Origin of the sequence: Nostoc sp. MG11 (assembly GCF_014904695.1) — a bacterium.
In the GTDB taxonomy this organism is placed as follows: domain Bacteria; phylum Cyanobacteriota; class Cyanobacteriia; order Cyanobacteriales; family Nostocaceae; genus Komarekiella.
On sequence record NZ_JACXXN010000030.1, the window covers coordinates 1 to 14122 of the forward strand.

The following is a 14122-nucleotide window of genomic DNA, read 5'->3' on the forward strand; positions in this document are numbered from 1 at the left end:
TAATCTCAGTTGCACTCGACTTAATAAATCCTCAACATTTAAGAAACTGGTTTGCCAGTTGCTGCTACTGTACCTCATAACAGCCGTAAATGCTGTATGCACGCCTTTGGAGAATATTGGATACAGTACACTGGCAAGGTAGGCTACGGTGCAATGATGGACATGGGTGGTGATACATTTCCCGAATTCTTAGAAAATTTGGATGAGCTTCATACTCGTCTTAGTATCAATTTTCCAAAATATGATCCGCCTTCGTTTGAGTGTACTGAAACAGAAGAAAATTCTTTAGAATTACACTACCGTTCTAGTCGTCATGGGCTAACTGCAATGGTTGTCGGTTTGCTCAAAGGTTTGGGGACAAGGTTCAACACAGAAGTTAATATTGTCCAAACTCAAAATCGGGAAGAGGGAGCGGAGCATGATGCTTTTTTGATTGAGTATAAACTTAACTGACTATGTTATGATTTCTCCTCAGTTCAGTCTTCCACCACAGTTGTTCGCAAAAGCCTTTCCATTTCATATTGTGTTCAATCGTGAAAGGAAGATTGTACAAGTGGGAGAGGTTTTGCAACGTATTCATCCAGACCCTTTAATAGGCAGTTTAATTGAGCAAAACTTTCAGATTATACGTCCAAAGATTCAGGTTGATTTTATAGCGATCGCCAAACGGCTTAGCTCTTTATTTATGTTTGAATCTTTGCATAATAAGATGATTCTTAAAGGGCAAATGATGTATGTTCCTGAGCGGGAAATTATGGTTTTTCTCTGCTCTGTTTGGGGAAATAATACAGATACTCTAGCTAACTCTAATTTGAAGCTGAAAGACTTTGCAATTCATGACCAGACTGTTGACTTATTTTTTTTGCTACAAGCTAAAGACATAGCTTTGGAGGATATTCAGAAATTAACAGATGAACTTACCCAGCGACAAGCACAGCTAGAAAACGCGCTACAAATTCAAGAATATTTGGCTAAGACTGCCGAAACACAAGCACAAAAGCTAAAAAATACTCTCAAGGAGTTGCAACAGACACAATCGCAACTAATTCAAACTGAAAAAATGTCTAGTCTGGGTCAATTAGTTGCTGGTGTTGCCCACGAAATTAATAACCCAGTAAACTTTATTTATGGCAACCTCAAATATATTAATGAATACACTCAGTATTTACTAAGTTTAATCCAGATATACCAGCAGTTTTATCCTCAACCTCACCCGCAAATTGAAGCTTTACTTAAAAAAAACGACCTAGACTTTATCATAGAAGACCTACCAAAAACCTTATCTTCTTTAGAAGTCGGCGCTAAACGTATTCGTGAGATTGTCCTCAATTTACGGAACTTCTCGCGGCTTGACCAAGCTGGGATGAAACCTGCTGATATTCATGAAGGTATCGATAATACACTATTGATTTTGCAACATCGTCTAGAAGATAAATCTGGTTTTCAGCCAATTAAAATTATCAAAGAATATGGCGATTTACCTCTTGTAGAATGTTATGCAGGACAAATAAATCAGGTGTTTATGAATATTTTAAGTAATGCGATTGATGCTATGCACTACCAGGAAAAAGTCTATGCAAAACAAGGAATTGCAAAGCAATATAGTAGCATTACCATCCAAACTCACTTAGAAAATCAACAGCACGTAATTATCATTATTAAAGATAATGGTTCAGGGATGACAGAAAACGTTAAGCAAAAAATATTTGACCCTTTTTTCACAACTAAACCTGTAGGACAAGGCACTGGTTTAGGATTATCAATCAGCTATCAAATCGTTGTAGATAAGCATCACGGGAAAATAGAGTGTATTTCGGAAGTTGGAAAAGGAACAGAATTCTGGATTGAAATTCCAGTTAGGCAAAAAGCTGCTTAGTCAACTCCAGCTTTGAACAAGAAGTTATAGGATAGAGATCCAGTATCAATTCTTGATTTCCTATGTCTGCTACGCCTCTTGTATCTCAGGTTGACTCACACAACCCAGAAAAATCAGAACTAATTCCTCTACTAGGTGCTTCGGTTGTGGAGTTAAGCGCTTGGGTACAGCAGCAGGGACAACCTGCTTACAGAGGAAAGCAACTGCATGAATGGATCTATCAGAAGGGGGCGCGATCGCTATCTGATATTTCTGTCTTCCCCAAACAATGGCGTGCAGAAGTTGCAGAAATCCCTATTGGGCGCTCAACCATACACCACCGTGCTGTTGCACCCGATGGCACAATAAAATATCTTCTAGAACTCGCAGATAGTCAAATTATTGAAACTGTTGGTATTCCCACCTTTGGAGAAGGGGGAAAAGGCCCAAAATCCCGGCTGACAGTTTGCGTCTCTACTCAAGTGGGTTGTCCAATGGCGTGTGATTTCTGCGCTACTGGTAAAGGAGGCTACAAGCGCAATTTGGCAGTACATGAAATTGTAGATCAGGTGTTGACTGTACAAGAAGATTTTCAGCAACGGGTTAGCAACGTGGTGTTTATGGGACTGGGTGAACCGTTGTTGAATACTGAGAATGTACTAGCAGCCCTGAAATCTCTAAATCAAGATGTCGGTATAGGAGCGCGATCGCTTACTGTCTCAACAGTTGGTATTCGCGATCGCATTCGTCAGTTTGCTCAACACCATTTGCAAGTCACTCTTGCTGTTAGTCTCCACGCACCTAACCAAGCGCTGCGAGAAAAACTCATCCCCAGCGCCCGCGCCTATCCTTTAGAAGATTTGCTGACTGAGTGCCGCGAATATGTGGAAATTACTGGACGCCGGGTTACTTTTGAATATATTCTTCTCGCTGGTGTCAACGATTTGCCAGAACATGCATTACAACTGGCAAAATGTTTGAGAGGATTCCAAAGTCATGTGAATTTGATTCCCTACAATCCTATTGAAGAAGTAGATTACAAACGTCCTAACCGCGATCACATTCAAGCTTTTGTCAACATTCTTAAGCAACAACAAATTGCTGTTAGCGTTCGCTACTCTCGTGGTTTAGAAGCTGATGCTGCTTGTGGACAACTGAGAGCCAGTAAGAATTAACTGTGTAAGCGAAAGTTATAGAAAACAGTGACTAGGATTTGAGCGATCGCTCAAACTAATCTATAACAATTAAGGAGAAAACTGCATTATGAATGGCTCATTTATATCTAAGTCAGGGCTACTATTGATCATTCTTACAACAGTTTTGCCAATTAATTCTCCTGCCTATGGACAAATAATTGAGACGAATCCTCAAAGGCAAACCTCATTTCAAGAAAGAGTCAGACAACAACAAGAAGAACGAGATCAGCAAATGCAAGAGCAAGTTCAGAAAACATGGCTACAGTTATATATTCAAGAACCACAACAACAGCAAGAGCAACTAAGATTACAACAACAAGAATTTGGCCAACAACGCCAACAAATGAGGCAACAGCAACAATTTAGACAGCAACAGCAACAAATGAGACAACAGCAGCAAGAATTTAGCCGACAGCAACAATTGAGATTACAACAGCAGGAAGTGAGACGGCAACAAGAATTTAGACGACAGCAAGAATTTAGCCGACAGCAACAATTGAGACTACAGCAACAATTTAGACGACAGCAAGAAAATCTGTGAAGTATTCAGAGTTCCTGATGAGGAGCGATCTCTGTAAAACTTTATCTGGCTTGTTGAAGGACTTACACGGCTCTACGGTATCTTTTCAATATCAAATTTCGTTATGAATGTTGTCGATGATACAGTAGACCTGAATAATTTTATTGCTTTTTCTCCCCTCTGCCCAATTAGGTATGAGGGGATTTTATATTGCGATCGCTGTATCTCTTCTAAAGAGTAACTTGAGTTAAATACTTGCCAATATATCGTCTATCTGTAGATAGATATTACTATTTGAAAAAGCAGCGTCAATTATCTATATAATTCAAATTTATATATATATTCAGGAATATTTTAGGGATGCGTCGACATGATGATTTATACCCTCAAATATGATTGAGTGTTGATCCTACGCCTTTTTGAGATTTTTTATTTGAATTCGCCAACAGTTTCTACAATACAGATTCACCCCAATTCCTGGAAAAAGTCTTGCTCTATGAGGCAAATAATTGTATTGTTAAAGGTGGTTTTCTCAAAAGCGCTAACCAAACAAAATTTTATGGTTTTAGCCTTGCATCATATTATGTTGCTAAAAATGCTTAATTGAGAATAATCCAAACGTTAATAAAGTGGGGTTAATGCTTATTTTTTTTAGTTATAATAAACCAGAAGTATTGGGTAAGCTTATACTTTTGCTTTATCAATAACCCCAATCAAGTTTTATCTATAGTCAATGATTGCTTAACAGAATCTTGAGGCAACAAGATAGCTTTTGGCTGAAGACCTAAAGCTAACTTATTGTCATAAATCAAACTGTTTGTATATAAGGTAAGTAAACTTCAACTACTAACATCTGTATTAAAATATTACATATTTATTTAAGTGAGGAGGGTGATGAATATTTATATTTACTTACCGCAATTTCCAGCATTTGGAGACAAAATCACCGATGGAATGACAAAGGCTATACACGGTTTGTCTTCAGGGCTTGCATCTCATGGGGTTCAAGTTACAATATTGTGCGAAGGTAAAGAAGACAATTTTTTTAAGTCAAATACTGGTTACGCAATTAAGTGTTTTGCTCAAAAAAATAAGTCGCACAAATTTGAAGTTCCATCCGGTTTAAAGCAGTATATCTCTCAAGAAACAAAAGATTCTATTGTAATTATTAATGGAATATTTTATTTTAAAAGTTATCTATTATCACGTTTGTGTAAAAAAAATGCTATTCCATATATAATTGCACCCCACGATCCTTATCATCCATCTATTTTTAGTAAAAATGCTCATCTTAAATGGTCTTATTGGTATCTCATAGAAAAACGTCTATTGCAACAAGCAAATGCTATCCAAGTTTTAGATATTCGCCATGCTAAATGGTTGGAACGTTTAAATATTCATACCCCAGCTATAGAGGCCCCCAATGGCTTCTCACCCGATGATGTACACTCTGAATCTTTGCTAAGTTGGACAGAGATAGGAATTCCTAAACTTTTATTTTTGGGACGGATAGATTCCCATAATAAAGGTTTGGATATTTTAATTGATGGATTTAAGGAAGTACTAGAAACGATAGATGCTAGACTTTTTATTCAAGGCCCTGATTGGGGAGATAAAAATAAATTACAAAAGAGGGCTGCTCAACTTTCTATATTAGAAAAAGTTTCTTTTATTGAGCCTAACTATAATCAATCTTCTTCATCAATAATTGCTGAATACGATATTTTCTGTCTAGCCTCACGTTTTGAAGGATTTAGCTTAGCTGCTCTAGAAGCAATGCTAGCAGGTCGAGTATTGTTAGTTTCAGAAGTTGCTGGCATTGCACACTATGTTCAAGCAAGTGGTTGTGGGGTTGTGGTCAAGCCAGATGTATTATCAATCAAAGAAGGATTAGTAAAATTATTGAAATCTCGTGCAGATTGGAAAGAAATGGGATTGCGTGGACGGCGTTATGCACTTGAGCATCTGCAATGGAATCAAATAGCACGCAATGCTTTAGAAGATTATAAAACGCTTATTAAATAAAATTTAAATGTTACTAAAGTTAGAAAAAATAAAATTCACCTAATGAACAACTTTTTAATTGCCCTCTTAGTAGCTTTACTCCCATCTAAACTAAAAATATTAGTTTTAAAACTAATGGGTCATGAAATTGGTAAAAATGTTTATATTGGTTTGTCAATCTTAAACATTAAAAAAATTACTCTAAAAGATAATGTAAAAATCCAAAGCTTTAACTATTTTAAAAACCTCTCCCATCTAACTATGATGGAAAAATCTGCTATTTCTGGATGGGGGAATTGGTTTACTGCATCCAAACTAAACTATCAAGATAATGAAGACTTTGGATGTCTGACAATTGGTGAATGTAGCAGTATAACAGGTAGACATTATTTTGATGTTCCAGGACAAATAATTATAGGTAAAGCTACTTTAATAGGTGGTTATAATTCAACATTTTATACACATACCATCACCGCAGATATTGATGTTACTAATATTAATAAGTCAATTATTATTGGTGATAGGTGTTATATCGGTAGTCATTGTATGTTCTTACCAGGTACAGCCATAGGCTCATTTACATTTGTTGGCGCTGGTTCTGTTGTTACAAAGAACTTTATGGATAAGAATTATATTTTATTAGCAGGAAATCCAGCTATGGTTAAAAAAGTCTATCCTAAAGAATCCAAATTTTTTCTAGATTACTTTAGTAAATATGGATTTAAGCTAGCTGATTATGCTTATGAAGATACAAAAAAAGCTGAGATTGAAACTAGAATATAAAACCATCTGGAGTTTAATCGCCAGTTTACCTTAAGTCTACGATTTCAGCAGTAGATAATAATTCAAAATGTAAATAATCAAAAAATAGCTAACACAGGTGTGCTTGCAATCCTTAATGGACTGTAGAAAGCTATAGTTTTCAAGTTGTGCAATGTACTAGATGAGAATGCAAAATGAATGAGCCAGTAATACATTCTACGCCTACTGTATCAGTAATGATGCTTGCTTATAATGTGAAAAAATATATTAATGATGCTATTGAGAGCGTACTAAATCAGACTTTTTCTGATTGGGAACTCATCATTATAGATGACGGTAGTACTGATGGAACTACCGAATTAATCGCTCAGTATGCAGCAAAAGATTCACGAATTAAAGTCTATTATCAAGAACATGGAGGTCGGGGTAAAGCACGTAATAAGTGCTTAGAATATTCTCGCGGTAAGTATATTGCTGTATGCGATAGTGATGATATTTCTTATCCTGAACGTTTTGAGAAGCAAGTTAATTTTTTAGATAACAATTTAGATATTGGCGCTGTCGGTTCTCAATCATGCTCTTTTTGTGAAGAAGCAATTTTTGATCCAGCTAAAATTATCTTTTGGCCTACCAATCCAAATAAAGTGTACCAAGGCTTTAAACAAGGCAAAATGAAAATAGCAAATTGTGCTGCAATGATCAGGACATCTCTATTTAAAGAATACGGTGGTTATTGTGAGGAATTACATCGAGCGCAAGACTATGAATTTTTCAGCAGAATAACTCAAAAAGGTATTGGTCTGACAAATTTACCAGAGGTGCTAGTTTTTTACAGACAATCCAACTTTATTCAGAATTTTCAGTACTTTAAAGAAAATGCAATATATACCGATTATGCTAATTATCGGTTATCTGGAGGTACTAAAAGTTTTAATGAATTTAACCGTAGAGTAATTAGTAAACTACGTCAAAACTATCTGATATTGAATTATTGGCGATTTTTGATAATTATGAAGGTTAAAAAGCTTAAGCTTTACCGTAACCTTTACGCAAATATGAGTTGAAACTAGCTCGATACTCAATATTAAGCTTGGTGAATTTCTCCTAGTAGTACTTCTTGGGATGCACCAGTGGCAGTAGGTAAGTTACCAGGAATGTCTAAATTTCGCCAGTAAGCTAAAACAGCGAAGGCGATCGCTTCTTTAAAATCTGCATTCAAACCAACTTCATCTGTAGTCAAAACTGGTATTGATGGCAACAATAACTGTAATCTTTGTTTTAAATAAAGATTGCGACTACCACCACCACATAATAATACTCGCTGTGGCATTTGTGGTAAAAAAGTTTGGTAACTGTGAGCAATTGAAGCAGCTGTAAGTTCCGTAAGAGTTGCCAGCATGTCGGCGGGACTGAGTTGATATGCTTCGGCATCTTGTAAACATTGATGCAGGTAAGCTACGCCGAATAACTCGCGCCCAGTAGATTTGGGCGGCGGGAGATGAAAGTAATCTTGGCTAAGCCATTGCTCTACCAATGGATAGCAAGGAGTGCCACTAGCTGCCCAATCGCCGTTTTCATCGTAAGTTTTAACACCAGCGCTTAAATGCTCCACAGCCAAATCTAAAAGACTATTTCCTGGGCCGGTATCCCAAGCGCGAATTTTTTCCAGCCAGTCGCCATTTTGTCGAGGAGGAATATACGCAACATTCCCAATACCGCCAATGTTTTGAATACAACGCCCCTCCTCAAGATGGCTGAGCAAAAAGGCATCTATTCTCGGTACAAGAGGCGCACCGTGACCACCAATGGCGATATCAGCAGCACGAAAATTACTTACAGTAGTAATTCTCGTCAAATGAGCAATCAATTCACCACGCCCTAATTGCAAGCTGTAACCCAAAGGAGTGCTGAGTAAAGAGTGAGAAGTTAAAATTTCTCCCCCTCTTCCCCCCGGTGGGCGATGATAAACAGTTTGACCGTGAGAACCGATTAGAGTAGCTGGCTGATGATCAATTTGGATATTTTGGGCGGCTTGAGCAAAGGTAAAGGCGATCGCATCATCTATTTCTGCTAATTCTGCCATTGAAATGGCTTCCCCAGCACAAACTGCTAAGATTTTGGCTCTAAGTTCGGCGGGGTAAGGATATGTAGTTCCAGCTACCAACTCAATTTTTAAATCAAAATCTGTACCGGAAATATCTACTAAAGCAGCATCTATGCCATCTACAGATGTGCCACTAATTAAACCGATAACGCGAGTTGGAACAGCAGCTTGTAGAGTCGGTTGCATGGATATACATTCTGATATTGATTGTCAGAGATAGTTTAATTTATGCCGCTAGCAATGTCAAAAAACAAGCAATAATTTTCCCTAATATCGGCTAATTATATAGCGGTTCTCGTTTGCATTAAGTACATTTTTAAACCTCACCCCTAGCCCCTCTCCTTAGCAAGGAGAGGGGAGTGTTTGCGTTAGCAAATACGGGGTGAGGTTCAGACTGTATTGCACTGACGCGAGAACTGCTATAGATGAGAGTTCATCGCTTTGATGAGGATATTTTTTCGCTGGCGATGATATGCAAATCTATATTTTTGAGCAAACGTACCAATTTTTGAGTTAAAGACCCTTTGAGTAACATTTGCCAGCGAGAACGCTGACTTTCTCCAATCACAATCTGGGTGATCCGATATTTCTCTGCAACTTCGGCGATCGCATTAGCTACATTATTGCTGGCAACACGAATAAAAGTACCTTCAAATTCTTGACACAGCTTCTCACAAGTGTGAATGTGTAGGCTTTCTTCTTTGGTGAGAAAGCGCTCTGGATCAGCAACGAATAAAGTATAAAGTGGAGCATTCATGTAGTTAGCTAGCCTTGCACCCCGGCGTAATAGTTGCACTGAGTTGGGATAGGTAGATACGCACACCAAAACTCGCTCGTGAATATTACAAAATTGTCCGTTGGGGGTGGTGGCGATCGCATCTTCTTCTACGTTGTCTGCAACTTCCCGTAAAGCCAACTCTCGTAAAGCAATCAGGTTCCGGCGTTGGAAAAAGTTATCCAGGGATTGTTGGATTTTTTGCGGTGCGTAAATCTTGCCTTCTAGTAACCGTTCTTGCAGCGTTTCAGGTGTAACATCAATTACTACTACTTCATCCGCTTCATCCAATATGCGGTCTGGAACTCGCTCACGTACTACTACACCAGTAATTCTTGCTACTAAATCATTGAGACTTTCTAGATGCTGAATATTCATTGTGGAGTAGACATCAATGCCTGCTGCCAAAATTACTTCTACATCTTGGTAGCGTTTTTCTCGTAGAGAACCAGGGACATTGGTATGAGCGAGTTCATCGATTAAGGCTAATTGGGGCGATCGCTCTATAATTGCATCTGTATCCATATCCATCAGCGTCAACTCACCGCGAGGAAATTGCTTGCGGGGTAAAATCTCTAGTCCTTCTGCCTTTTCTGCTGTCTCTTTGCGTCCGTGGGTTTCCAAAAGCCCAATCACGACATCAACTCCTTCCTGTTTGAGTGCGTGTCCTTCTTCTAGCATCCGAAAGGTTTTGCCTACTCCAGGAGCCATACCGATAAATATTTTGTGTTTGCCTCGCCGTGATCGCGCCGGATAAAGAGAATAACTTGTTGAAGATGCAGTGCTAGCAGAACTAGTATTAATATGATTTGACATCTGACTTTTGCTAATTATATGCAATGAAAGTATTGCTAACTATATTAAATTGCCCTGAATAAGGTTATAGGTGGGCTGTAATTTTGTGTACTATAATTTCCTGATAAAATGCCGAGAGAAGCTGAATTTTTTTAATAGATAAATTGGAAACCTTGTCAGTGGCTCTTTTCGTTAAACTTGCTGAGGTCTTATGAGTTTGATTCTGCCCAAACGCACCCTATCCCGTCGTCATTTACTGCAAATATCTGGACTTTCTGGGTTAGGCTTGTTTCTAGGTGGATGTGGGACAAATTTGTTCTCAGATAATGTGAGACAAATATCTGAGCCACTAAACCAAAGTCTGGAAGCGCTCCTACAAACTCAAAAGCCCATACCTGAATTTTCTCTCAGTGCTATTGAGCCAGATAAGTTACTGGTTAATACGTTTGACTTCACCCCACAAATTGACCCAGCGCAGTTTTACCTAACGATTGATGGTGAGGTAAATAATTCGATGCGATTGAGTATGGCAGACATTCAAAAACTTCCCTTGACTTCGATGGTAATTCGCCATGTCTGTGTTGAAGGTTGGGCTGCGATCGTTCAATGGGGAGGTGTGCGATTACGAGACTTAGTGGCACTAGTACAGCCTAAATCAAGCGTCCGCTATGTCTACTTCAAATCTGCCGATGGCTACTACGAAAGCTGGGATATTGCCTCTGCCGTGCATCCTCAAACTCTCATGGCTTATCAGAAAAATGGGCAACCATTATCAGTTGATAATGGTGCGCCCATACGCCTAGCATCCCCCATTAAACTGGGCTACAAGCAAAGTAAGTGGGTAACTCAGATTACACTAACCAGCAATTTACTGCCTACTAAAGGTTACTGGGAGGATCAGGGGTATGAATGGTTTGCAGGACTGTAGAGACGTTGCAATGCAACGTCTATTTCTATTCACATTTTATTGATTCTGTTTACTATTAATTTCTTGCAGGTCAAGCGCATAATTCAAGCGGAGAACATTGACTCCCGGCTCGCCAAAAATCCATAAAAATCTACCATCAGTATACTTATTAATTAAACGTAGGATCTCGTTTTCTTCTACTTCCCGCGCACGAGCAACTCGCGGCAACTGCTCTTGTGCTGCTCTTAATGAAATATGAGGGTCTAAGCCAGATCCAGAAGTATAAATTAAATCAGCGATCGGTTGAATATTTTCTTCTCGTAATTGATTAGCCTGCTTTACAACTCGATCCAGTAGTTCTGGATTACTAGCAGCGAGGTTACTAGCGCCAGAGATACCAGTTGGCCTGGCTCTTTTTCCTTGGCTATATCTAACAGTACTGGGACGAGGATGGAAATATCGTTCGGATGTGAACACCTGACCAATCAAAACTGAACCAATTGGTTCATTTTTTAAATTCGGCATGATACTGCCGTTTGCTTGAAATGGAAAGAAAACTTGACCCACTACAAGGATTACGAGAGGATAGATGATTGCAGTCAGCAACCAAAGTACCAAAGTTATGCAAATTGCTCTAATAGTTTCCCTAATAATAGACATAAAAAGTTTCCACTTGTTCTTAGAATTTTATATTTAATTTTTAATTATTTTAGAAGCGTTCTGGTTGAAAAACGACGACAAACAAGTAAATTATGAGTGCCAGCGCCACAAACCCCAAGATGCCAATTGCCCAGGCGGAACGTTGTTCTAGGGTGTTATTAGCAGCATAAACAACTGGGGGAACTACCACATTCAAACACAGCAAGATAAAAACAGCGAGTGGCAAATGTTGTTTACGTCTTTGCGACCTAACCAAGGAAATCGTCTGCATCACATTTATTAGTAAAAACTCGCCTAATAAATTAACTTGTCTCATAACTCTCTTTGTTCTTTGCATTCTTGCTATCTTGGCAGTTAATTTATGAGAAAAATCTGAGCAGCGAAAGCCACTACTCAGAAGTTCGGCTAATTTTGAATTGCTTAAGCCAACCCCATAACTGTGATTAGCATATCTATTAACTTTATGGCAATGAACGGTGCAATCACTCCACCTAAACCATAAATCAAGATATTGCGTTGTAAGAGTTGATTAGCTGTTAGGGGTCTAAACTGCACACCTTTCAAAGCCAAGGGAATCAAAGCTGGAATAATCAAAGCATTATAAATCAGTGCCGATAGTACGGCAGACTTAACACGGGTCAAATTCATAATATTTAGGCTTTGCAGGTTAGCAGCGGCAAACACCACTGGAATAATTGCAAAGTATTTAGCAATATCATTGGCGATGGAAAATGTAGTCAATGCTCCGCGAGTAATCAGCAATTGTTTGCCAATGCTAACAATATCGATCAGCTTTGTGGGATCAGAGTCCAAATCCACCATATTGGCGGCTTCTTTTGCTGCTTGAGTTCCCGTATTCATAGCTACGCCGACATTAGCTTGGGCTAACGCTGGAGCATCGTTAGTCCCGTCCCCTGTCATGGCAACTAGTTTACCTGCTGTTTGTTCTCTTTGAATGACGCTGATTTTGTCTTCTGGTGTCGCTTCGGCAATGAAGTCATCTACCCCAGCTTCCTTGGCAATGACAGAAGCAGTAATCCGGTTGTCTCCAGTCAGCATGATGGTACGCACTCCCATCCGTCGCAGTTGCTCGAAGCGATCGCGGATACCAGGTTTCACAATATCTTTAAGATAAATCACTCCGTAGATTTCGTTATTTAGGCATACTGCTAGGGGTGTACCTCCCAGTTGGGAAACTCGTTCGTAAGTGGCATCCAGTTCCGGGGTGTCGCGTCCATTGTGGGAACGTACAAACCCTTTAATGGCTCCTACTGCTCCTTTGCGTGCTTCATGTCCACCTGGTAAGTTAGTGCCACTCATGCGTGTTTTGGCAGAAAAATTAACTCCTTCTGCTTGGTTGGGGTCGAAATCAAACTTAGCACCTAACTTTTCTGCCAATCGAACAATAGATTTCCCTTCTGGTGTATCGTCAAACACACTAGCTGCCCAAGCTACATTCGCAATTTCTTCCATTGAGTGACCGTTGATCGGGATAAATTCCTCAGCCAAACGGTTGCCAAGAGTAATCGTACCTGTCTTATCGAGAACTAGAGTGTTGACATCGCCACAGGCTTCGACTGCTCGTCCAGAAGTGGCAATAACGTTAAATTGGGCAACTCTATCCATACCAGCAATCCCAATAGAACTTAGTAATCCGCCAATAGTTGTAGGAATCAGCGCAACCAACAAGGCAATTAAAATTGGTACACTGACTGGACTGTTGACGTAATAAGCAAATGCGGGCAAGGTTACTATAACAAACAGAAACACTAAACTGAGAACTGCCAATAACACTGTTAGAGCGATTTCATTGGGTGTTTTGCTGCGTTCTGCTCCCTCCACCAAGGCAATCATCCGGTCGATAAACCCTTTGCCTGGGTCAGCTGTGATGCGGATAATTAATTCATCAGAGATAATCCGCGTCCCGCCAGTCACCGAACTAGCCACATCTGAGCCTGATTCTTTGAGAACTGGTGCAGATTCCCCGGTAACTGCCGATTCATCCACTGAGGCGACGCCCATAATTACCTCGCCATCAGCGGGAATGATATCACCAGCAACGATGTAAATGGTATCGCCTTGTTTGAGGCTGGTAGATGCGACTTCACTAATTAAGCCATCGGGGGCGAGTTTTTTAGCGATGCTTTCTAACTGCGTTGAGCGCAAAGTATCGGCTTGGGCTTTACCTCGCCCTTCAGCCACGGCTTCCGCAAAATTGGCAAACCAAACGGTGAAGAATAAAATCCCCGTTAACAAGCCGTTGAAAAGTTGCGGGTTCTTCTGCGAATCTGGGCCAAAGAGGTTGGGGTCAATGGTTACTGCTAGGGTGATAATTGTCCCAACCCAAACCAAAAACATCACTGGATTTTTGATTGCATACTTGGGATTAAGCTTGATAAAAGCATCCCTAATTGCTCTGAGATAAAGCCCTTTAGTATTTATCTTCGCCTTTTTGCGTGCTTGGCGGCGATCGCCAGGCCGGGAACTTGGGCGTCTAGCTTTAGAGGTAGTTGCCACCGTATTTATATAGTGAGGAGTGGAGGA

The 14122-nt window shown here is 39.6% G+C and carries 13 protein-coding genes; 8 read left to right on the plus strand and 5 right to left on the minus strand.

The window, feature by feature from the left end:
- Window positions 1–51: 51 nt before the first annotated feature.
- From HCR01_RS27435 to HCR01_RS27465, 7 genes are all read left to right on the plus strand, one after another.
- Window positions 52–453, plus strand: a complete 402-nt coding sequence (locus tag HCR01_RS27435; RefSeq protein WP_193199204.1) for a heme NO-binding domain-containing protein — start codon at window positions 52–54, stop codon at window positions 451–453.
- A 7-nt stretch (window positions 454–460) separates the two neighbouring features.
- Window positions 461–1876: an ATP-binding protein gene (locus HCR01_RS27440; RefSeq protein WP_193199205.1), complete on the plus strand. Its 1416-nt coding sequence runs from the start codon at window positions 461–463 to the stop codon at window positions 1874–1876.
- Between the two features lie 62 nt (window positions 1877–1938).
- On the plus strand, window positions 1939–3030 hold the full coding sequence (rlmN, locus tag HCR01_RS27445; protein ID WP_193199206.1) for a 23S rRNA (adenine(2503)-C(2))-methyltransferase RlmN: 1092 nt from the start codon (window positions 1939–1941) through the stop codon (window positions 3028–3030).
- 88 nt (window positions 3031–3118) lie between these two features.
- Entirely contained in the window at window positions 3119–3592 is a 474-nt protein-coding gene (locus HCR01_RS27450; protein WP_193199207.1) for a hypothetical protein, read from the plus strand.
- An 873-nt stretch (window positions 3593–4465) separates the two neighbouring features.
- Window positions 4466–5596 carry a glycosyltransferase gene (locus tag HCR01_RS27455; RefSeq protein ID WP_193199208.1) on the plus strand — a complete coding sequence of 377 codons (1131 nt, stop codon included), beginning with the start codon at window positions 4466–4468 and terminating at the stop codon, window positions 5594–5596.
- 42 nt (window positions 5597–5638) lie between these two features.
- The gene (locus HCR01_RS27460; RefSeq protein WP_193199209.1) at window positions 5639–6358 is read left to right on the plus strand and encodes an acyltransferase; all 720 of its coding nucleotides are present in this window, start codon (window positions 5639–5641) and stop codon (window positions 6356–6358) included.
- Between the two features lie 173 nt (window positions 6359–6531).
- Window positions 6532–7401 carry a glycosyltransferase family 2 protein gene (locus HCR01_RS27465; protein ID WP_193199210.1) on the plus strand — a complete coding sequence of 290 codons (870 nt, stop codon included), beginning with the start codon at window positions 6532–6534 and terminating at the stop codon, window positions 7399–7401.
- 20 nt (window positions 7402–7421) lie between these two features.
- Here the strand turns inward: HCR01_RS27465 and HCR01_RS27470 are convergent, their stop codons facing one another.
- Together HCR01_RS27470 and HCR01_RS27475 are read right to left on the minus strand one after the other, a co-directional pair.
- Window positions 7422–8627: an anhydro-N-acetylmuramic acid kinase gene (locus tag HCR01_RS27470; RefSeq protein ID WP_193199211.1), complete on the minus strand. Its 1206-nt coding sequence runs from the start codon at window positions 8625–8627 to the stop codon at window positions 7422–7424.
- Window positions 8628–8874: 247 nt separating this feature from the next.
- On the minus strand, window positions 8875–10032 hold the full coding sequence (locus tag HCR01_RS27475; protein WP_226889669.1) for a universal stress protein: 1158 nt from the start codon (window positions 10030–10032) through the stop codon (window positions 8875–8877).
- A gap of 190 nt (window positions 10033–10222) precedes the next feature.
- Between HCR01_RS27475 and HCR01_RS27480 the strand changes: the two genes are divergently transcribed.
- Window positions 10223–10939, plus strand: a complete 717-nt coding sequence (locus tag HCR01_RS27480) for a molybdopterin-dependent oxidoreductase (RefSeq protein ID WP_162397000.1) — start codon at window positions 10223–10225, stop codon at window positions 10937–10939.
- Between the two features lie 36 nt (window positions 10940–10975).
- Here the strand turns inward: HCR01_RS27480 and kdpC are convergent, their stop codons facing one another.
- The 3 genes from kdpC to kdpB all read right to left on the minus strand — a co-directional run bounded on the left by kdpC (window position 10976) and on the right by kdpB (window position 14104).
- Window positions 10976–11578, minus strand: a complete 603-nt coding sequence (gene kdpC / locus HCR01_RS27485) for a K(+)-transporting ATPase subunit C (RefSeq protein WP_193199212.1) — start codon at window positions 11576–11578, stop codon at window positions 10976–10978.
- Window positions 11579–11627: 49 nt separating this feature from the next.
- A complete protein-coding gene (locus HCR01_RS27490) occupies window positions 11628–11894 on the minus strand; it encodes a potassium-transporting ATPase subunit F (RefSeq protein WP_193199213.1) in 267 nt (88 codons plus the stop codon).
- Window positions 11895–11998: 104 nt separating this feature from the next.
- On the minus strand, window positions 11999–14104 hold the full coding sequence (gene kdpB, locus HCR01_RS27495; protein ID WP_193199249.1) for a potassium-transporting ATPase subunit KdpB: 2106 nt from the start codon (window positions 14102–14104) through the stop codon (window positions 11999–12001).
- Between the last annotated feature and the right edge of the window lie 18 nt (window positions 14105–14122).